Raw genomic sequence first — 18,988 nt, 5'->3', positions numbered from 1 at the left:
CACCTGCGGATGATTTGTTCAGAAGAAAATGAAAGTTAGACAGGGAGGAAAAAAATGTCTAAAAAACACAAAGTCGATCCGAGAATCAGACGAACAAACAAATATTTAAGAGACGCTTTAATCGCCCTTCTGAAAGAAAAAGATGCCAATTCGATTACGATTCAGGAAATTACGGAAAAAGCGGATCTGACCCGCGGCACCTTTTATTTACATTATCAGGATAAACAGGATTTTTTGTTTCAAAGCATGACAGAGGTTCTTGATGATTTGATCCGGCAGGTAAAGCCAGAAACGCTGGTCGAACCGGTCAGTATTAATGAGGATCATCCTCCTGTATCTTTTGTTACGCTTTTTGAGTACATCCATGAACATGCCGAATACTTCCAAGTGATGCTGAGCGACAGGGGTCTGCCGCAATTCAGAAGTCTTATGGCGGAGTTCGTTCAGAAACGAATTTACGAGGAATTGCTTTCTTCGATTGAGGAATCAGAGAAAACGCTGCAGGTGCCGAAAGAGATTCTCATCAGCTATATCACGTCCGCCCATATCGGGGTCATTTGTTCCTGGCTGGAGAGCGGCATGAAGTACAGTCCGTTGTTTATGGCGAATCAATTAACTCGTTTAACGCTGCTGGGCCCGCTCCGTATCGCGGGGATCGAAGAACAGATCAAGCTTCCTTATTAACGCTTTTAGTCATAATCATGCCCCCTGCCTCATACCTATTAAGGTCATTGTTTTTGAGAAAGGAGGAGCCGGAATGAAGGATATGCAGCCGTTTACGCCTGTCAAATCATACACGCCCTTTCACAGCCGTTTTGATCCCTGTCCGCCCATAGGGAAGAAATATTACAGAACGCCCCCTAACCTTTATATGACCTTTCAGCCTGAGCACATGGAGCAGTTTTCGCCGATGGAGGCTTTGAGGAAAGGCACCCTTTGGAAGGATCTCTATGATTTTTATGAAAACCCTTATCGAGGGGGAGACGCACATGGCAAAAAAGGTTGATGCCGAATATTATCGTCAGCTTGAGCAAATACAGGCTGCTGATTTTGTGCTTGTTGAGCTGAGTCTTTATTTAAATACACATCCTCATGATGAAGATGCGCTGAAGCAATTCAATCAATATTCCGGCTATTCAAGGCACTTGAAAAGACAGTTCGAATCCTCTTACGGGCCGCTTCTGCAGTTCGGCAACAGCCCCGCGGGCAAGGATTGGGATTGGGGAAAAGGGCCATGGCCGTGGCAAGTATAAGGAGGAATGCCTGAATGTGGGTGTATGAAAAGAAGCTGCAATACCCTGTCAAGGTCAGTACGTGCAACCCGACGCTGGCGAAGTATTTGATTGAGCAGTATGGCGGAGCGGACGGCGAGCTGGCCGCTGCTCTCCGGTATTTAAACCAGCGTTATACGATTCCTGATAAGGTCATCGGCCTTTTAACAGACATCGGCACGGAGGAGTTTGCCCATTTGGAAATGATTGCGACCATGGTCTACAAGTTAACGAAAGACGCTACACCGGAGCAGCTTCGTGAAGCCGGGCTTGGAGATCATTACGCCAATCACGATGGCGCGCTTTTTTATCACAACGCGGCGGGCGTTCCGTTTACTGCGAGCTATATCCAGGCGAAGGGCGACCCAATTGCCGATTTATATGAAGACATTGCTGCAGAGGAAAAGGCGCGGGCGACGTATCAATGGCTGATTGATATTTCGGATGATCCTGATTTAAACGATTCCCTGCGTTTTTTGCGTGAACGTGAAATTGTACACTCCATGCGCTTTAGGGAAGCGGTTGAAATTTTAAAAGAAGAGCGGGATAAAAAGAAGATTTTCTAATGGGCAGATTGGCCTCTCTTTCATACACCCTTTTACATACAGAGAAAATGGTCTGTTTTTGCTGTTTAGTCTGCATTATAATCAAGGTGTGTGTGCAAGCTTACTTTTTGATTGGGAGGCCTTTATGTCAGCTTTTAAGATGAAGAACGAAACGATTGCAGATGGATTTTACGCGTGTCCGGCTGTCTATGAGGATGCAGAATCGATTACTGGATTGCTCGTCCGAACAGCTGAATGGCTCCGGGATCGGGGTTCTAACCAATGGAGCGGACTGCTGAAAGGGCAAGATACACATGACATCACGGGGTCAATTGAAAATGGACATGTGTTTGTGTTTAAAAAAGACGAAGAGCTTGCAGCTGTCGTGATGCTGCTGCCTGAACCTAGCGAGTGGGACCGGACGCTTTGGGGAGACGATGGGCATGAGGAGTCCATTTATTTGCACCGCCTCGCAGTAAGCCGCCGGTTTGCGGGACAGGGGCTTGGAGCACGCGTCCTTCATTGGGTGGAGACAGGCATATACTTTCCGGGAAAAACACGGATCCGGCTTGATTGTGTCGCTGATAACGATGCCTTGCATTCCTTTTATCGGCGTATGGGATATGAATTCATGGGTGCTGATGCATCCGGGTATCATTTGTTTGAGAAAGAGATTTCGGCAGAATAAGCGTCCTTTGCAGGAGGCTTTTTTGTCTTTTTCTAAAAAGGAGGACAGGCGATGTTGTGGCCAATTTTATTTGTGACAGGGATCGGGATGGCTTGTCTGTTCGCTGGCGTATCCGTTTTTATACGGCTGTAGTTTCCTGATATAAGGTGTCCGGAATGGATTTTGGCTGGGCTGATCGTCCTTGGTGTGTTTGCGATCTGGTACAGCCTCGTGTATGTACGCGGCTGGGAAGGGGCTGCGCTCGGAATGCTTGGATTCAATGTGATTTGCGGATCGGTTGCCGGATATTTGATCGATAGGGCCATCCAGCGATACAGGAGAAGATAAGGACGTCTGCTGTCTCTAATCATGTCGAATTTTAAACAGGGTGGCAGGAATTTTCTTTCGAAAAGAGAAATACTTATTACTTCGAATGAAAGCGTTTTCTGAAGCAGGAAGGTGATGTTGATGATACACAGTGTGACGAATGGGCTGAATCGTTTTTGTACGTGGGTGATGAGACTGGCGTATTTGAATGTGCTTTGGATATTGTTTTCTCTTGCAGGTCTGATTGTGTTTGGGCTGCTGCCTGCTACTGCCGCGATGTTTTCAGTCACGAGAGAATGGGCGAAGGGGAACACGGATGCCCCAGTGTTTTCTGTCTTTTTTCGGGCGTTCAAAAAGGAGTGGCGGGCAGCACAGATCCTCGGGCTCATTCTGGTGACGGCCGGCCTGTTTCTGTTTGCGGATATGCGGATTGCGGCTCAGATGAATCAGCCTGTGCTCGTCAATGTGTTCCTGAGCATCAGCTTGATTTTCGCATTTGTTGTGCTGTATGTATTTCCGGTGTTTTCTCATTTTGACGTGAAAATCAGAGAAGTGCTGAGCATCAGCTTTTTGATCGCCTTCAGCCGTCCGGCGGTGACGCTCATGATGGCGGCGGGTGCTGTCGGTGTGTTGTTTCTCGTGTTGTTTCACGTCACGTTTCTGCTGTTTTTCAGCGGGAGTTTACTGAGCCTGATCTTAACGAAGCTATCCTTTAAAGCGTTTCGGTCAATGGATCAGCGTCAGGAGAAAGAAAAGGCGGCATGAAAAAAAGAGCTGCTGGCTGGTACAGGCGGATCAAGATTAGGGATAAGCTGTTTGTGTTTCTTTCACTGATTATGGCCATTTCCTTTTTGTTTGTATACAGCGGGGTGCAGTACGCCTTTCACGTGTATGATGAGCAAATTTTCCGCAAATCCTCGGAGGTGCTCCGGATGTCTTCTGAAAGGATCGAAGACGAGCTGAAGAAGATAGAGGATGTGTCATATGAAATCATTACAGACGAACAGATTCAGCGCATCTTGAGCATGCAAAACCGTGATGATACGTACGATCAGTATCAAATGAAGCAGGAGCTGTGGGATCAGCTGGCGGAATATGCCGGCGATGAAGAGTACATCGATTCCATTCATTTGATTGATGCCCGCGGCTCAGAGTATTCAGCTGGAAGCAGTTCTTCAGATCTTTTAAAGCAGGAGCAGGAAGAGGTGTTTAAGCGAGCCAAAGCGAAAAATGGAAGAAATCTTTGGATGACGCTCGGCGGTTCAGATCCTGTCCTGATTTCAGCGCGGCAGATTAGATCCTATCACCAGCTGAGTTTGAACGGCTTGGGCATGGTGCTGATCCAAGTCAATGTGAAACAGATGATCCGTGATTTGCCAAAGGATTGGGGCGATTCGGTCGGAGACATCATGATCGCCGACCAAGGCGGGAATTTGGTGTATTCGGCCCATGCTTCGGTGCTTGCGCCTGAAGCGGCAAAAGAGACGCTAAAGCACCCCGGATATGATTTGATAAAAAAGAATGGCAAACGTTACTTTATTTCTTTCCTTCAATCATCCTATCAAAATTGGAGCTACTATAACGTCATCCCCTTTGATCAGATGTTCGAAAAAATTTCCTTTATGAAAACGGTGATCGGCACGTGTTTTCTTCTGTTTTTCTGTGTGGTTTTGCTTTTCGGAAGGAAAATTGCCAACAGTATCACGGAGCCGATCGAGCAGCTTGTGTCCGCGATGAAATCGGTGCAGGACGGTGGCATTGAGGCGGGCGTGTCGCTTTCTCTGCCGGAACATACACAGGATGAGGCCGGTATGCTGAACCGTCACTTTACTGTCATGATGAAACGGATTAACGAGCTGATGGAAGAAAATGTAGAAAAACAGCTCATCATTAAAGAAACCGAATTGAAGGCACTGCAAGCCCAGATCAACCCGCATTTTTTATATAACACGCTCGAGTCCATCAATTGGCTGGCAAAGGCGAATCAGCAAAAGCAAATCTCAAAAATGGTGGAAGCGCTCGGTTTTCTTCTGCGAAACAGCATTCATATGAAGAAGGATACAGTGACCATTCAGGAGGAGGCGGATATCGTTCTTCACTATATGACCATTCAGCGGTTTCGATTTGAAGAGCGCCTGAACTTCACTTTGGATATCGACGAAGAGGTGAAGCATTGCCTCATTCCGAAACTGACGCTCCAGCCGCTGGCGGAAAATGCGATTCAATACGCGCTTGAGCCCTTCACAAGGCCGTGCGCCATCCGCCTTCAGGCGAAAAAGACGACAGACTGTGTCTGTATTACGGTCGAAGATAACGGGCCCGGTATGGATGAACGGATGCTTGAAACATCTGGCGGTAGAGGGATCGGACTTTGGAATATTCGTGAACGCATTCGGCTGACATTCGGAGAGCCGTACGGCTTGCGCATTCAGAGTGAGCAAGGAAAGGGAACGAGGATTGTGATCACAATACCGTGCCGAAATGAGGTGGTGTGATGTATAAGATATTGCTAGCTGATGATGAGAGGATTATTCTTGACGGAATGGCAGGAATCATTGAGTGGGAGGCGCTTGGCGCTTCATTAATCGGCAAGGCGCAGAACGGGAATGAAGCGTATGAGAAGATCTTACATAAGCAGCCGCATATCGTCATTACAGATATCAAAATGCCCGGCATGGACGGGCTTGAGCTGATCAAAAAGGTGTCAGCCGTGAGTCCGTCGGTTCAATTTATCGTCCTGTCCGGGTTTGGAGAGTTTGAGTACGCGAAGGAAGCAATGAAATATGGGGTCAAGCATTATTTGCTGAAGCCCTGCAATGAACAGCAGATTATCAGCTCACTGGAGGAAATCATTGCCGAACTGAAGCAGCATGAGGTGCGGAAAAAGAAAACCGCTCATCTGAAACATGAGCTCGATCATATCCGTTCTTTTGCTGCCGATCAATACTTGGAGGGGGTGATCGCCGGTGTGGCCCAGTTGTCTCCGCCTTCTTCCCTTGCCGAAAAAAAGGTCCGCCTCCTGATTTTAAAAGGGGAACAATCTGTTGATGCCGCGGCTAGAGAAGTGCTCGGCACGGCGTTGACAGCGGTTTGCAGCAGCGGAGAATGGACCGTGATCGCCGTGGAGGAAAACGCCGCTGAAAAGGCGGTGGACGTTTTCGCGGACCGCCAAGTAGCAATCAGTCAGGCGGGAGAACTCCGGCACGCTGGGCAGCTGTTTCGCGACACACTCGAAGCGTCTGGTGACCTGCAAGGAAGCACAGTGATTTCGAAAATGATCAGGCTTGTTGCCGACGAGCTCGGAAATCCGAATCTGTCCTTGAAATGGGCGGCGAAGGATATGCTGTTTATGAATCCTGATTATCTCGGGAAATTATTTAAACAGGAAACAGGAGAGAAATTTTCCCAATACGTTACGCGAGTGCGTCTTGAGCATGCGATGAAGCAGATGAAAATAAGGCGGGACGCGAGTGTTTCAGAAATTGCAGAAGAGATTGGATTTGGCGATAATCCGAAGTATTTCAGTCTCGTCTTTAAAAAATATACCGGTCTGACACCGTCAGAATTCAGAAGAAAACAGGGAGGCGCTTCCGCAGGATAGCCATCTCTGTTTTTTTTACTTTCGCCACTGTTTTTTGAGTGTTTCGCCCCATCCGAACGCTTTAAAATAAAATGTAAGCACTTACATTAAAGGGGGGATTGGTTTGAAGAAGATTTGTTACGTGCTGTTATCGCTTGTCTGCGTCTTTTTTTTCAGCGGATGTTCTGCAGGTGAAGAGGCATCGGGGAAAAAAGAAGACATTACGCTCAGAATCGCATGGTGGGGCGGGCAGCCAAGGCATGATTATACAACGAAGGTGATTGAGCTATATGAGAAAAAGAATCCGCACGTCCATATTGATGCGGAATTTGCGAACTGGGATGACTACTGGAAAAAGCTCGCGCCGATGTCTGCCGCCGGCCAGCTTCCTGATGTCATTCAAATGGATACCGCTTATTTGGCACAGTACGGAAAGAAGAACCAGCTGGAAGATTTAACGCCGTATACAAAGGATGGAACGATTGATGTCAGTTCAATCGACGAGAATATGCTGTCGGGCGGAAAAATTGACAATAAGCTCTATGGGTTTACGCTAGGCGTCAACGTACTGTCTGTGATTGCGAATAATGATTTGCTTAAGAAAGCCGGTGTGTCCATCAATCAGGAAAACTGGGCGTTGGAGGATTACGAGAAGCTGGCGTATGACCTTCAGGAAAAAGCCGGTGTCTACGGCTCCAACGGAATGCATCCGCCTGATATTTTCTTCCCTTATTATTTGCGCACGAAGGGTGAGCGTTTTTATAAAGAAGACGGCACAGGCCTCGCGTATCAGGATGATCAGCTGTTTGTCGATTATTTTGAGCGGCAGCTAAGGCTGGTGAAAGCTAAAACATCCCCAACACCTGATGAAAGCGCACAGATTAAAGGGATGGAGGATGACTTTATCGTCAAAGGCAAGTCAGCAATTACGTGGAACTACTCCAATCAATATTTGGGCTTTGCCCGGCTGACAGACTCGCCGCTGTCTCTTTATCTGCCGCCGGAGCAAATGAAGGAAAAGGCGTTGACGCTGAAGCCGAGTATGCTGTTTTCGATTCCGAAAAGCTCTGAGCATAAAAAAGAGGCCGCAAAGTTTATCGATTTCTTCGTCAACAATAAAGAAGCCAACATGCTGATCAAAGGCGAGCGGGGTGTACCGGTATCTGACAAGGTGGCGGACGCGATTAAACCGAAGCTGAATGAGGAAGAAGCCAACATCGTGGAATATGTAGAAAACGCATCAAAAAACATCAGCAAAGCCGATCCGCCGGAGCCTGTGGGAAGCGCGGAGGTCATCAAGCTGCTGAAGGATACGTCTGATCAGATTCTGTATCAGAAGGTATCGCCGGAAAAAGCCGCCAAAACGTTCCGGAAGCAGGCTAATGAGATATTAGAGAGGAATAATTGACGGGAAATGGGGCTGATGCAATGAAAAAAAGCCGGAGTATGAGAAAAGACAATCTGGCGGGATATGCTTTTATTTCTCCGTTCATTATCGGATTCCTATGTTTCACGGTGATTCCGATGGGTGCGTCCCTGTTTCTGTCCTTCACAAGCTATGACTTGTTTACAGCGCCGAAATGGATCGGGCTCAATAACTACAAGGAAATGTTTACGGGTGACGAAAAGTATTGGCAGTCACTGAAGGTGACGTTTACGTATGTGCTTGCCGGGGTTCCGCTCCGCCTCGGCTTCGCGCTTTTTATCGCTGTCATTTTAAACAATGCATCAAAAGGAACGGCCATTTACAGAACGCTCTTTTATCTGCCTTCGATCATCGGCGGGAGTGTGGCCGTGGCAATTATGTGGCGCAATATTTTTGGCAATGACGGGGTCATCAATGCACTGCTGTTTTTTGTCGGGATTGATCAAAAAATTCTTTGGTATCAGGACCCGACAAGTGCGCTGTGGACATTGATTCTGCTGTCCGTCTGGCAGTTCGGGTCATCGATGCTGATTTTTCTGGCCGGGCTGAAAAACATTCCGTCTTCGTATTTGGAAGCGGCAAGCGTGGACGGGGCAAATCGGGTGCAGCGTTTCTTTAAAATTACGCTTCCGATCCTCACGCCGATTGTTTTCTTTAATCTTGTGATGCAGACGATTTCTGCTTTTATGACATTTACACCTGCCTATATCATCTCGAAGGGCGAGGGCGGGCCGCTTGACGGGACGCTTTTGTATTCGCTCTATTTGTTCCAGCGGGCGTTCAACTATTTTCAAATGGGATACGCATCGGCGATGGCTTGGATCATGCTTATCATTGTCGGGCTGATTACGCTGATTTTGTTTAAAACATCGTCATATTGGGTTCATTACGAGTCAAAGGAGGAATGACGGATGGAGCCGGTCAACCAGCCTGTCAGAGAAGTCCCGGTTTTTAAGAGAAAAAAAGCCGGGCGCGTCAGGCCCAAACGCATACTGTTCCACGTTTTTACGGCATCGCTGGCAGTGTTATTGCTGTACCCGGTCATTTGGCTGTTTGTCAGCTCATTTAAGGAAAGCTCCAGTATTTTTACAACCTCTCATTCTCTCATTCCCGATCCTTTTATTCTCAGCAACTATGCTGAAGGATGGAAGGGCATTGCGGGGCAGCCGTTTCTGACCTTTATTAAAAACTCGGCGATCATTGTCGGGCTGTCAACAATCGGCGCCGTCCTGTCATCGGCCGTCATTGCATACGGATTTGCGCGCATCCCGTTTAAGGGGAAAACGTTTTGGTTCGCCTGCATGATGGGGACGTTAATGCTGCCGCATGAAGTGCTGATGATTCCGCAGTATATTATGTTTGCGAAATTAGACTGGCTGAATTCTTTTAAACCGATTGTCGTTCCGCAATTTTTCGGGCATGCGTTTTTTATTTTTCTGATGATCCAGTTTATCCGGACGATCCCCGAGGAGCTGGATGAAGCCGCTCGAATCGATGGCTGCGGGCGTTTTGCCTGCTTTTGGCGGATCATTCTTCCGCTGATTGCCCCGGCGCTTGCGACGTCTGCGATTTTCTCCTTCTATTGGAAGTGGGAGGAGCTGATTCAGCCGCTCCTGTATTTGAATAAGCCGGAGCTTTATCCGGTTTCGCTTGCGCTGAAGCTTTTCCTCGATACGGAATCGGCTTCGAACTGGGGCGCGATGTTTGCGATGTCGGCCGTCTCGTTATTGCCTGTGATTCTTGTATTCTTTTTGTTTCAGAAATATATCGTTCAGGGCATTAGTACGACCGGATTAAAATAAAAAGGAGTGTTGCAGATGGCACAGCTTATTTTTGATGAAGAAAAGGTGACGTCCGTCATTGACCGGATCGTGAAACGGACATTTCAGATGGATTTTGCGTGGGATTGGCCGGGCGGCGTCGCGTTTTATGGCGTGGCGGAGGCGTATGAAGCGACAGAAAACGAGGAATATATCAATCTGTTAAAAACGTGGGTGGATGAACAGCTGGAGGATGGGCTGCCGCCGCTTTCGATCAACGGGGTTTCCATCGGCCATACGCTTTTGTTTCTGCATCAGGTGACGGGAGATCACGTCTATTTGGAAACGGCTGGCGAGATGGCGGAATATGTGCTTCATCATGCGCCGCGCTTTGGAGAAGGTATTCTTCAGCATACGGTTAACTCGGCGGATTATGTGTTTCCCGAGCAGGCATGGGCGGATACGCTGATGATGGCGGGGCTGTTTATGCTGAGAATCGGGCGAGTGATGGAGCGTGAGGATTATTTTGAAGATGGCCTGCGCCAGTTTCACGGGCATGAAGACGTGCTTCAGGACCCTGTCACGAATCTGTATTACCACGCCTGGGACAATAAAGCGCAAAATCATCTGTCGGGGATTTATTGGGGCAGGGCGAACGGCTGGGCGGCACTTACGATGGCGAAGGCGCTCCCGCTCATTGAGGTGACGCATCCATCCTTTATGATCATTGATGGATCGCTCAGAGATCAGCTGAGCGCGCTCGTCCGGCTCCAGGACGATACAGGGCTGTGGCATACCATTTTGGATGACCCGGATTCGTATCTCGAAGTTTCGGCATCGGCTGGCATTGGCTCTGCTCTGCTGTCGAGCGGAAAGCTCTATACAAAATATGTGCAGAAATCGCTTGCCGCCATTTTAGATGCGGTGGAAGAGGACGGACGGGTCAGCAAGGTATCGGCTGGGACAGCCGTCATGAAAAATGCCGAAGGATACAAACAGGTGCCTTACAAACGAATACAAGGATGGGGACAGGGACTTGCGCTGACGTTTCTTGCTGATGTGTTAAGAACGAAAAAACGCGTGTATCAGTAAAGCTGGCGGCGGGGGGAAAGGGATGAAAAAACAGCCTCAACAGAAGGAACGGGTTTCACGCTGGAAGGGAACGTATTTCAAAAGAAACTTTGTCTTCATTTTGCTGATTGCCTGTATTCCCGGATTGCTGACTGGCGGCGCTGTCTACTTTCTTTCGATCGACAAGGTAGAGAAAGAGCTGCAAAGATCGCATGAAACACAGGTGGCGCGTGAAGTCAGCCGAATGGATGAGAAGCTGGGAGTGCTGGAGCTGACTCTCACCCAGATGGCATATGATTCTTCGCTGATGAACGGATTGGCCGAGAGGGATTTGGAGAAAGACTTTACGTTCTCCTATCAATTAACGAAAAAACTGTTTCTTTTACGGGACCAGCAGCCGCTGATCGAGCAGGCTTCCATCTTTCTGAACAGCCCCCGGCCTCTTGTGCTGAACCCCGAATACAGCGCTTTGACAGAACAGGAGGCGCTTCGCAAGTATCGCTCGCTGCTTGCCGCAGACAACAGTATTTATTGGAACCGATCCGGAAATCAAGCGATGCTGATCCAGCTTATTCCGGGTGCAGCAGAGAAACCGTTCGGCGCGATCATGCTGGCGGTTGATCCGAAAGAAATGGAGTCGATCCTGCAAAGCTTGTCCCCTTATCCTGATGGCAGTGCGCTGCTTCTGGATCAAAATCAGGAGGTGCTTTTTCACGAGGGAGAAATAGATTTTGAAAAGACTTTACTTAAAGAGGTAAAAAAACAGCCGGAAGGGAAAGGCCATTTTCAGATGGAATGGGACGGCAAGGTGTATTCCGTCTCCTTTGGAGACATGAACCGTATGCATCAGCAGTGGACCTTTGTGTCAGCGGCGCCTCTTTCTGCCATTACAGCGCCGATGGTGTTTTTATCGAAAGTGATTATCGTGATGCTTGTCATTTGCATCTGCTTGGCGGTGTGCATGACGTGGTATGCATCAAAAAAAATCTACCGTCCCATACAGCATTTGCTTGGCTTATTTACCTGTGGAGAGAAGAAAACATGGCAGGCGTCCGGGCAGGATGAATTCAAGTGGATTGAAAAGCGATGGAATGATCTATCCCTTGAAAGCCGAAAGCTTCAAGAGCAACTCCTGCGGCAGACACCCCATATGAAAAAGAGTTTCTTACAGCACCTCTTGCAGGGCGATTTTTACTATGACAACGAGGCAAGTCTCAGATCGCGGATGGAGGAGGCTGGATGGAGTATCGGAGAAAATGTGTTTCAGGTGCTTGATCTCCAGGTAACAGGCCTCCGCTGTGAAAAAAGCATCTTCCGAGCCGGTGATGAACAGCTTGCTATATTTACGCTGACCAATCTGGCCGAGGAGCTTGCAGCAAAACACTGTTTTCAGCCCTCCATTCTTGATATCGGCCGGCTTTCCGTCACCTTGCTTGTGATGAAAACAAACAGCTCTGATCTGAAGGCGTATGTAACGGAGCTGGCACGCCAATTTGACGATGTTACCGGATTAAGCCTGACCGGAACGATGAGCAGGAAGAAAGAGCGTGTTACGGAGATCCCTGCTTTATTTCAGGATGTAAAAAGCGGCAAATCCCGCAGGCAGTTTGCAAACCGGCATCAGGTGATTGATTTGCAGGCCGACTTCCCTCAGGGAGAGCACTCCGCCCCTTATTATCCTTTTGAACTGGAAAAACAAATTGTTCAAGCCATCCGGTTGGAAAGAAAACAGGAGGCCGAGGAATTGATACGTGCATGCATGGAGGACCTGGCGGAAAAGGCGGCCATAGACAGGCATGTGCACGCCGCCCTGATTCAGCTGTTTTCCCGCATTCAGGAGGATATTTTGCATTCCGGACTCAATCCGAGTGAACTATTTCAGCATCGGGCTCTGCTTCTTGAAATTTCAGAATTATGCGAACCTATTGAAGCGACAGCTTGGCTGATGGATGCTGTGGTGACGCCTTACCTTTCCAAGCTTGAGGGCAGAAAAAACAGACAGCAAAAACAGGTGGCGGATCGTGTCATCGCCATGATTCACGAACAGTATATGGCGGATATTTCGCTGGAAAGCTGTGCCGATGCGCTCGGCATGAATTCATATACGTTAAGCAAGGCATTTAAGCAAGTGACCGGCATTAATTTTATAGATTATGTGACCCAAATCAGAATCGAAAAAGCGAAAGAGCTTTTAGTGAATACGAATAAAAAAATTCATGACGTGTCAGAAGAAGTCGGCTACCGCCACAATTACTTTAATCGGATTTTTAAAAAACAGGTGGGCATGCCGCCGGGTGTCTTCAGGCAAATGTATCAGGAAACGCCGTGAAAGGAGAGAACATGTGATGGAGAAAGTGATTCAAGTGTTTTTAGCGGGGGATTCCACCGTGAGTGATTGCCCGCCTCATGAAGCGCCGATGGCCGGGTGGGGGCAGGTATTCGGGCAATTGTTTTCTGAAGATGTGAAGGTGCACAATCACGCCAAAGGAGGGGCGAGCACCAATTCTTTTGTGGAAGAAGGAAGGCTCCAAGCGATTGCCGAGCGCATCAGACAGGGCGATTATTTGTTTATTCAATTCGGCCATAATGACCAGAAACCGCGGGGGACGAAGCCGTACTCTACATTTCAGCAATTTCTCACCCTGTTTGCAGATACGGCACGCGAAAAAGGAGCGCATCCTGTATTCGTCACATCGGTGCAGCGCCGCCGCTTTGATGAAAACGGACGGATCGAGCATACACTCGGCGAGTACCCTGATGCGATGAAAGCACTGGCGAAGGAGCTTGATGTGCCTGTGATTGATCTGCAGGCAAAAACAAAGGAGCTCTATGAAGCATACGGACCGGAGGAATCGAAAAGATTGTTCGTTTGGTTTCAGCCGAATGAACATCCGAATTATCCGGACGGTATTGAGGACAATACGCATTTTTCAGAAGAAGGGGCAATGGAGGTTGCGAAGCTTGTGGCAGAAGGCATTGAAGAACTCGGCCTTCCGCTGAAGGACCATCTTGTGAGCCGGGAGGGAAAAGAATATGTATAAGGAAGGCACGTGCCTGTACCGCAATCCGCTCCGGTCAGCAAGCGATGTGAAGGACTGGCGGATGGAGGGGGGCGGACAGATCTCATTTGACGATCACCGCTTGCATCTGTCGCATGTTCAGGACGAAGCACACTTTGTCTATTGGTGCCCGGAAACGTTTCCGGACGGCATCATTGTGACGTGGGACTTCTTCCCGATTGAGCAGCCTGGGCTGTGTATGCTGTTTTTTTCCGCTGCGGGGATTGGAGGCGAAGATTTGTTTGATCCAAGTCTCAAGAAAAGAACGGGAAAATACCCTGAGTATCATTCGGGGGACATCAATGCGCTCCATCTGTCGTATTTCCGCAGAAAATACGCGGAGGAAAGAGCGTTCCGCACCTGCAATTTAAGAAAAAGCCGCGGTTTCCACCTTGCCGCGATGGGAGCCGATCCGCTGCCATCTCCAGACGACGCTGATTCCCCGTATCATATGAAGCTCATTAAAGACAAAGGCTATGTGCACTTTTCAATCAATGATTTGCCCATTCTTGAATGGATGGACGACGGCAGCACATACGGGCCTGTATTAACAAAAGGGAAAATCGGGTTCCGGCAGATGGCGCCCATGAAAGCCGCTTATCGAGATTTTGCTGTACATCAAGCGGTGAGAAGATGAAGACGACGGTAACGGATGCGCTTTATGCAGGCTGTGAAGCGGTGGTGAAAATTGCGTGGCTCAATGGGCTGTGGCTGTTGTTTACGCTTTTGGGCGGCGTTCTTTTCGGATGGGCGCCGAGCACTGCCGCGATGTGTGCCGTCATACGGAAATGGCTGATGGGGCAAAAGGATATCCCGGTGTTTCCGTTATTTCTCGATACCTACAAAAAAGAATTTCTCAAGGTCAATGCGATTGGATTGGCGTTTGCGGCGCTTTTGCTCATATTGTCCGCGAATTATCATTATTTTTCAGCCAGTACGGATTGGCTGTCCTTTGCTGTAACCAGCTGCACGCTGTTTGCGGGGGTATTGTATATCATCGCGCTGATGTATGTGTTTCCCCTTTATGTGCATTACCAGCTCCCGCTGCGAAAATATATTCCGCAAGCGCTGCTGTTTGGCGCCATGCGGCCGCTGACGACCGGCTGTATGCTGATCGGGTGCGGATTTGTCCTTTACTTGCTGTATACGCTGCCGGGATTGATCCCATTTTACGGCCCGTGTTTATTTGGGCTAGTGATGATGTTTTTTGCTCTCAGAGGATTTCAAAAGACGGAGGCTCAGCACCACCAAGCAGGTTAACAAAAAAATGACAATCATGCAAAAAAGTACAGTGTCCGAAAAAGGCAGATGCAAAAAAGTGTAATTGAAGACAGCTCACACAGCGCATAAAATCCAATTTAAGTAAGCGCTTACAGAAAAATGAGAAGGAGCTGTCTGATGATTAAACGAAGGAAACGCATGTTTACCGCTGTTACGTTGCTTGTCTTGTTGGTGATGGGAGCCTCTGTATTTCCTATGAAAGCTGAAGGAGCAGCGCGGCAGATGGAAGCACTGAACCGGGGGCTTGTGGCGGTCAAGACGGACGGCGGCATTTTTGTCAGCTGGCGGTTTCTTGGCACTGAAAACGCATCTGTTTCGTTCAATGTGTACAGAGACGGGCAAAAGCTGAATGCTGCACCTGTCAAAACCACGAACTATGTGGATAAAAACGGATCGGCGGGCTCAACGTATACGGTTCGAGCTGTCGTAAACGGTACTGAACAAGCGGCTTCTGAAAAAGCCTCCGTATGGGCGCAGCCGTATCATTCCGTCCCGCTGGATAAACCGGCTGGCGGCACGACGCCAAAGGGTGAAGCTTACACCTACAGCGCCAATGACGCAAGTGTTGGCGATGTGGATGGTGACGGGCAATACGAGCTGATCCTGAAATGGGACCCGTCTAATTCAAAGGACAACTCACAGGATGGCTATACGGGTGACGTGCTGATTGACGCCTATAAACTGGACGGAACGAAATTATGGCGGATCAATCTCGGCAAAAACATCAGAGCGGGAGCGCACTACACCCAATTTATGGTGTATGACCTTGATGGTGACGGAAAAGCGGAAGTGGCAATGAAAACGGCAGACGGGACAAAAGACGGCACAGGCAAAGTGATTGGAAATGCCAATGCTGATTACAGAAATGAACAGGGGCGTGTGCTTTCAGGACCCGAATACCTTACTGTGTTTCAAGGTGCTACCGGAAAAGAGCTTGTCACAACAAATTTTGAACCGGCCCGCGGCAATGTGTCAGATTGGGGAGACAGCTACGGCAACCGGGTTGATCGTTTTCTCGCTGGCATTGCCTACCTCGACGGACAGCGGCCGAGCCTGATCATGACCAGAGGGTATTATGCCAAAACCGCGCTTGTCGCCTATAACTTCAGAAACGGAAAGCTGTCAAAGCTTTGGACGTTCGATTCTTCGAAGTCTGGAAATGAGGCGTTTGCCGGACAGGGGAATCACAGCCTGAGCATCGCGGATGTTGACGGTGACGGAAAAGATGAGATTATTTTTGGCTCAATGGCTGTTGATCATGACGGAAAAGGCATGTACTCAACTGGCTTAGGCCACGGGGATGCCCTCCATACCGGGGATCTTGACCCGAGCCGGCCGGGTCTTGAGGTGTTTCAAGTTCATGAGGACAAAAATGCAAAATACGGCTTATCCTTCCGTGATGCGGCAACCGGAAAAATCCTTTGGGGCGTTCATGCCGGCAAGGATGTAGGCCGGGGGATGGCTGCTGATATTGACCCGCGTTATCCGGGACAGGAAGTGTGGGCAAACGGTTCTCTCTACACAGCGAAAGGGGTCAAAATCGGAAGCAGTGTTCCGTCATCGACCAACTTTGGCATCTGGTGGGACGGCGACTTGCTGCGGGAACAGCTGGACAGCAACCGAATCGATAAGTGGGATTATCAAAACGGCGTATCGAAAAATATGCTGACTGCATCAGGCGTGGCCTCCAACAACGGCACAAAAGCAACACCGGCGCTTCAGGCTGATCTGCTTGGGGACTGGCGCGAGGAAGTCGTGTGGAGAACGGAGGACAGCAGTGCGCTCCGGATTTACACGACAACCATTCCGACTGAGTACAGGCTGTACACGCTGATGCACGATCCTGTGTACCGGCTTGGCATCGCCTGGCAAAATGTCGCGTATAACCAGCCGCCGCACACGAGCTTCTTTTTAGGAGACGGCATGGCGGAACTGCCAAAACCGAATATGTATACGCCTTAATAGAAGGGGGGAAGGAACGGGCTGCGTGCAGCCCGTTCCCATTAAAATGAAACCAAAAAAGAGGCAGATGGAGTACTTGACCAGAGGCTTAATTGCGGTTAAGACGGAGCAGGGCGTGTTTGTCAGCTGGCGTTTTCTCGGAACGGATCATGAGACGACGGCTTTTCACCTTTATCGGGATGGAGCGCGGATCACCCGCATGCCGATCGCGGACAGCACCAATTTTCTCGATCAAAACGGAACGGCGGACTCTGTTTACCAGGTGGCGGCCGTCAATAAAGGACGGAAAGAAAAGCTGTCCAAAGAAGCTCCCGTCTGGCGGGAAAATGTCCTAGAGGTGCCGCTTAACAAACCGGAAGGCGGTATCACGCCGGACGGAAAGCCGTACACGTACAGCGCCAATGATGCCAGTGTCGGGGATGTGGATGGAGATGGAGAATATGAAATCATTCTGAAGTGGGACCCGTCCAATGCAAAAGACAACGCCCATGACGGATACACCGGGGAGGTTCTCATAGATGCCTATAAACTGGACGGCACCTTTTTGTGGCGCATCAACCTCGGCAAAAACATCAGAGCAGGCGCGCATTATACCCAGTTTATGGTCTATGACTTGGACGGTGACGGAAAAGCAGAAATCGCCATGAAAACCGCTGACGGCACAACAGACGGGAAAGGACACATCATCGGCGATGAGCATGCCGATTATAGGAACGAACAGGGCAGAATCCTGTCCGGTCCGGAATATTTGACTGTGTTTAAAGGAGAAACCGGTGAAGCGCTCACGACCGTGGAATATGAACCGCCCCGCGGAAAGCTGGAAGATTGGGGAGATGGCTACGGAAACCGCATGGACCGTTTTCTCGCCGGGATCGCGTATTTGGATGGGGAGCGGCCGAGCCTCGTGATGGCGCGCGGCTACTATACGAGAGCTGTACTCGTGGCATACGATTTCAGAAACGGAAGGCTCAAAAAACGCTGGATATTTGATTCCAATCAGCCGGGCCATGAAGCGTATGCTGGGCAGGGCAACCACAGCTTGAGCGTGGCAGATGTTGACGGAGACGGGAAGGATGAAATCATTTACGGCGCCATGGCGGTTGATCATGACGGTACAGGCTTGTACACAACGGGGCTCGGACACGGAGACGCGATGCATGTAGGGGATCTGGATCCGTCCCGCAAAGGGCTTGAAGTGTTTCAGGTGCATGAGGATGCCTCGAAGCCATACGGACTGTCGCTGCGTGATGCCGGAACCGGCGAGATTTTATGGGGCGTTCATGCCGGAACTGACGTCGGCAGGGGCATGGCGGCTCATATCGACCCAAATTACAAAGGATCGCTCGTCTGGGGAATTGATCCGCCTGGCAATGACGGAATGTCATACGGCCTTTTTACCAGTAAAGGAGAAAAGATCAGTGACAAAGCGCCCGCCTCAGCCAATTTCGCCATCTGGTGGGACGGCGACTTGGTCAGGGAGCTGCTTGATCATGACTGGGACGGAACGGTCGGCAGGCCGAAGATTGAAAAGTGGGATGCTGAAAACCGCTGTCTGAAGACGATTTTTCAGCCGGACGGCGTGCTGTCCAACAACGGCACAAAAGGAAATCCTGTTCTTCAGGCCAACCTGTTCGGAGACTGGCGGGAAGAAGTGATATGGAGAACGGAAGACAGCAGCGCACTCCGCATCTATACAACGACACATCTCACCCGCCATCGCTTTTACACGCTTATGCACGATCCGGTTTACAGGCTCGGCATCGCCTGGCAGAATACCGCCTACAACCAGCCGCCGCACACGGGCTTTTATCTCGGAACGGGAATGAAAAAACCACCGAAGCCCGCCCTGTACATAGCGGGCAGCAAAGCGGAGGCGCCGCTATAGGAGGAACTAAGGGATAAGAAGCAAAGGCTGAACAGTACGACAAGATGACTTATCAAAGCCAGGACGACTAATGTTCAGGCGCTGAAATCACCGGTTTTTTCAAGGGAAGAGCTGTCCATGATTGATGCCATATGAAACGAAAAAAACGAGGGGG

At 49.4% G+C, this 18,988-nt stretch carries 18 protein-coding genes and 1 pseudogene; all 19 read left to right on the top strand.

Annotated features, from left to right (window positions below):
* Positions 1-54: 54 nt before the first annotated feature.
* The 19 genes and pseudogenes from Q5C82_RS18010 to rhgX all read left to right on the top strand — a co-directional run bounded on the left by Q5C82_RS18010 (position 55) and on the right by rhgX (position 18,834).
* Positions 55-684 carry a TetR/AcrR family transcriptional regulator gene (locus Q5C82_RS18010; protein WP_003219482.1) on the top strand — a complete coding sequence of 210 codons (630 nt, stop codon included), beginning with the start codon at positions 55-57 and terminating at the stop codon, positions 682-684.
* Positions 685-757: 73 nt separating this feature from the next.
* Positions 758-1,006 carry a spore coat-associated protein CotJA gene (gene cotJA, locus Q5C82_RS18005; protein ID WP_003219489.1) on the top strand — a complete coding sequence of 83 codons (249 nt, stop codon included), beginning with the start codon at positions 758-760 and terminating at the stop codon, positions 1,004-1,006.
* The gene (gene cotJB / locus Q5C82_RS18000) at positions 990-1,253 is read left to right on the top strand and encodes a spore coat protein CotJB (protein WP_003219491.1); all 264 of its coding nucleotides are present in this window, start codon (positions 990-992) and stop codon (positions 1,251-1,253) included. Before cotJA ends, cotJB begins: the two co-directional genes overlap by 17 nt.
* Positions 1,254-1,267: 14 nt before the next feature.
* On the top strand, positions 1,268-1,837 hold the full coding sequence (gene cotJC, locus Q5C82_RS17995) for a spore coat protein CotJC (protein ID WP_003219494.1): 570 nt from the start codon (positions 1,268-1,270) through the stop codon (positions 1,835-1,837).
* 124 nt (positions 1,838-1,961) lie between these two features.
* Positions 1,962-2,504, top strand: a complete 543-nt coding sequence (locus Q5C82_RS17990) for a GNAT family N-acetyltransferase (RefSeq protein ID WP_003219496.1) — start codon at positions 1,962-1,964, stop codon at positions 2,502-2,504.
* Positions 2,505-2,555: 51 nt separating this feature from the next.
* Positions 2,556-2,831, top strand: a pseudogene (locus tag Q5C82_RS17985) (YesK-like family protein).
* 114 nt (positions 2,832-2,945) lie between these two features.
* The gene (locus Q5C82_RS17980; RefSeq protein WP_079996299.1) at positions 2,946-3,575 is read left to right on the top strand and encodes a YesL family protein; all 630 of its coding nucleotides are present in this window, start codon (positions 2,946-2,948) and stop codon (positions 3,573-3,575) included.
* Positions 3,572-5,305 carry a sensor histidine kinase gene (locus tag Q5C82_RS17975; RefSeq protein WP_003219504.1) on the top strand — a complete coding sequence of 578 codons (1,734 nt, stop codon included), beginning with the start codon at positions 3,572-3,574 and terminating at the stop codon, positions 5,303-5,305. Before Q5C82_RS17980 ends, Q5C82_RS17975 begins: the two co-directional genes overlap by 4 nt.
* Positions 5,305-6,411 carry a response regulator transcription factor gene (locus Q5C82_RS17970; RefSeq protein WP_003219505.1) on the top strand — a complete coding sequence of 369 codons (1,107 nt, stop codon included), beginning with the start codon at positions 5,305-5,307 and terminating at the stop codon, positions 6,409-6,411. Before Q5C82_RS17975 ends, Q5C82_RS17970 begins: the two co-directional genes overlap by 1 nt.
* Positions 6,412-6,514: 103 nt before the next feature.
* Positions 6,515-7,798: an ABC transporter substrate-binding protein gene (locus Q5C82_RS17965; RefSeq protein WP_003219507.1), complete on the top strand. Its 1,284-nt coding sequence runs from the start codon at positions 6,515-6,517 to the stop codon at positions 7,796-7,798.
* Entirely contained in the window at positions 7,795-8,724 is a 930-nt protein-coding gene (locus Q5C82_RS17960; RefSeq protein WP_003219509.1) for a carbohydrate ABC transporter permease, read from the top strand. The genes Q5C82_RS17965 and Q5C82_RS17960 overlap by 4 nt, the downstream gene beginning before the upstream one ends.
* 3 nt (positions 8,725-8,727) lie before the next feature.
* Positions 8,728-9,618 (top strand): carbohydrate ABC transporter permease, encoded by an 891-nt coding sequence (locus Q5C82_RS17955; RefSeq protein ID WP_003219510.1) that lies wholly within the window; start codon positions 8,728-8,730, stop codon positions 9,616-9,618.
* 15 nt (positions 9,619-9,633) lie between these two features.
* Complete coding sequence (yesR, locus tag Q5C82_RS17950) at positions 9,634-10,668, top strand: rhamnogalacturonyl hydrolase YesR (RefSeq protein WP_003219512.1); 1,035 nt, start codon at positions 9,634-9,636, stop codon at positions 10,666-10,668.
* 22 nt (positions 10,669-10,690) lie between these two features.
* Complete coding sequence (locus Q5C82_RS17945) at positions 10,691-12,976, top strand: helix-turn-helix domain-containing protein (protein WP_003219514.1); 2,286 nt, start codon at positions 10,691-10,693, stop codon at positions 12,974-12,976.
* Between the two features lie 13 nt (positions 12,977-12,989).
* Positions 12,990-13,688 (top strand): rhamnogalacturonan acetylesterase, encoded by a 699-nt coding sequence (gene rhgT / locus Q5C82_RS17940; RefSeq protein ID WP_079996300.1) that lies wholly within the window; start codon positions 12,990-12,992, stop codon positions 13,686-13,688.
* Positions 13,681-14,343: a YesU family protein gene (locus tag Q5C82_RS17935; protein WP_003219517.1), complete on the top strand. Its 663-nt coding sequence runs from the start codon at positions 13,681-13,683 to the stop codon at positions 14,341-14,343. The genes rhgT and Q5C82_RS17935 overlap by 8 nt, the downstream gene beginning before the upstream one ends.
* Positions 14,340-14,966 (top strand): YesL family protein, encoded by a 627-nt coding sequence (locus Q5C82_RS17930; protein WP_003219519.1) that lies wholly within the window; start codon positions 14,340-14,342, stop codon positions 14,964-14,966. The genes Q5C82_RS17935 and Q5C82_RS17930 overlap by 4 nt, the downstream gene beginning before the upstream one ends.
* Positions 14,967-15,086: 120 nt before the next feature.
* Complete coding sequence (gene rhgW / locus Q5C82_RS17925) at positions 15,087-16,949, top strand: rhamnogalacturonan lyase (protein WP_079996301.1); 1,863 nt, start codon at positions 15,087-15,089, stop codon at positions 16,947-16,949.
* Between the two features lie 46 nt (positions 16,950-16,995).
* Positions 16,996-18,834 (top strand): rhamnogalacturonan exolyase, encoded by a 1,839-nt coding sequence (rhgX, locus tag Q5C82_RS17920; RefSeq protein ID WP_045590040.1) that lies wholly within the window; start codon positions 16,996-16,998, stop codon positions 18,832-18,834.
* The last annotated feature ends 154 nt before the right edge of the window (positions 18,835-18,988 follow it).

The sequence above is a fragment of the uncultured Bacillus sp. genome, from assembly GCF_958411575.1.
GTDB classification, from domain to species: domain Bacteria; phylum Bacillota; class Bacilli; order Bacillales; family Bacillaceae; genus Bacillus; species Bacillus spizizenii.
This window is presented reverse-complemented; position numbering and strand designations above follow the sequence as displayed.